At 30.8% G+C, this 1,681-nt stretch carries 2 protein-coding genes; both read right to left on the reverse strand.

What is annotated here, in order from left to right; genetic code table 11:
• Positions 1–175 precede the first annotated feature (175 nt).
• On the reverse strand, positions 176–700 hold the full coding sequence (locus B9N71_RS12570) for a hypothetical protein (RefSeq protein WP_085166143.1): 525 nt from the start codon (positions 698–700) through the stop codon (positions 176–178).
• A 21-nt stretch (positions 701–721) separates the two neighbouring features.
• The coding region (locus B9N71_RS12575; protein WP_143422166.1) for a peptidoglycan-binding domain-containing protein at positions 722–1,681 on the reverse strand (960 nt) is incomplete at its 5' end.

Consider the following 1,681-nt stretch of genomic DNA (forward strand, 5'->3'; position numbering starts at 1 on the left):
TTCAATCATAAAGCGAATAGTATAAAAACCCTCATCATTTACAGGCTCAGAATCTGCACTCGATAACGTAACATTTAGCACAAACCATAAATAATTCGCCAATTATCCGAAGATTTTTTCATCAACTATGACTGATGACGTAATAAAATTCAGGAATGATAAAAATAAAATGTATTTAATTATTGTTGGTTTTTTCTTTAAGGTATCCATCTTGATTTAAATAATAATGCTTAATTGTTAAATTATTATCATATTCTGTTGTAACGGTAATGATAAAATCCTTTGAGATAGTAAAATATGTTTTTTCAATTAGATTTTCATTATTTCCTGGTTCGTACCATTCACCTTCAACGTATAAATCTGATCGTATTTGATTATCTTTTATTGTCAATAAATAAAGTCTGTAAGGAAAATCACCACAATCCTGTGGTACCAAAATCATATTAATGTCATTTTTTGATGGTAGAGGTATATAACGAAAATCTATTTCACAATTCCATGATGCCAAATCTTTAATCTTACAATTTTCATTACTGGTTAAATTATATTGTTTATTTTTATGTGCTTTATTTAATGGTAAAGTATCTGTGCTTTTTTCAAAACAGGGATTTTTATTATTTTGTTGAATAGGGGGTTCTTGTGCATATGCAAAAAAAGGAATTACACAGAATACTAAATAAATTATATAGTTATTTATCATAATATATCCTAAAATTATTTATTAGCTATTTTTGCAATAATGAGCCAATGGCTTACCATTTAACGTTTCAGAATCTTTACAAAAATATTCATCTTTTAAATAAATTTGATCAAACTGTCTTACATCATAATGTACCCAACTCGTTGCTCCTTTTCTAGCTGATTCTAAATTAAACATATTTTCTTGACCGGCTAGCCAATCCCATTTTGCTCCTAAATATTTATTAAAAATATCTTTCCTCAACTTATTCATATCGTCGCATGATCTTGTCCTGACACCATTTTTATTAAAATGTATATCTAAAGCTTTTCCTTTATGGTTTGTAGTTCGTCTATTTGTTTGAAGATTTCGATCATAACACCTATATCCTGATGAAATTTTTCTAAAACTATAAACTGAATTTTCTTTTTGTAAGTAAAATATTACGGCTTTTAATGCCCATAATAATGATCTGTGTATACCAGGATACTCATACCTATGAGTTGCTTCTAATTTTACACCGTAGTACATATCTTTATGTCTACTTTTACCAAATCCATCACACAATCCACAGGGACAAAACATTTGTTCGTCATCAGTAGGAGGTTTTTTTACCCATTCATTGCTTGGTAAATCATATTTAACAGAAAACTCATCTATAGCCTTTATCACATTCATATCCACAACGCCCGTTTCCTCGACTTGCATATAATCACGTTGAAACTGTTTGATCATATTTTCGGTTCTTTCGGTAAATTCATCTGTTGGCACATTGCCACCAAATCCAGCAAGTCTGATATTAATTTCCCGAATAATTTCATCTTTATCCCCCTTTTTGAAAAGGACAGTGTTTCCTGAAAAATAATCCACCATCGCCACAGGATGAATAAACCATGCCTTGCCGTCAGTTGATAGATTGGTCAGTTTAGGGGTATTGGCATCGCTTTGTTCTGTGCTAGTTGTTTGATTTTGAGCTTGAGCTTGAGCTTGCGCCTGTGCTTG

Source organism: Gilliamella bombi (genome assembly GCF_900103255.1).
Taxonomy (GTDB): Bacteria; Pseudomonadota; Gammaproteobacteria; order Enterobacterales; family Orbaceae; genus Gilliamella; species Gilliamella bombi.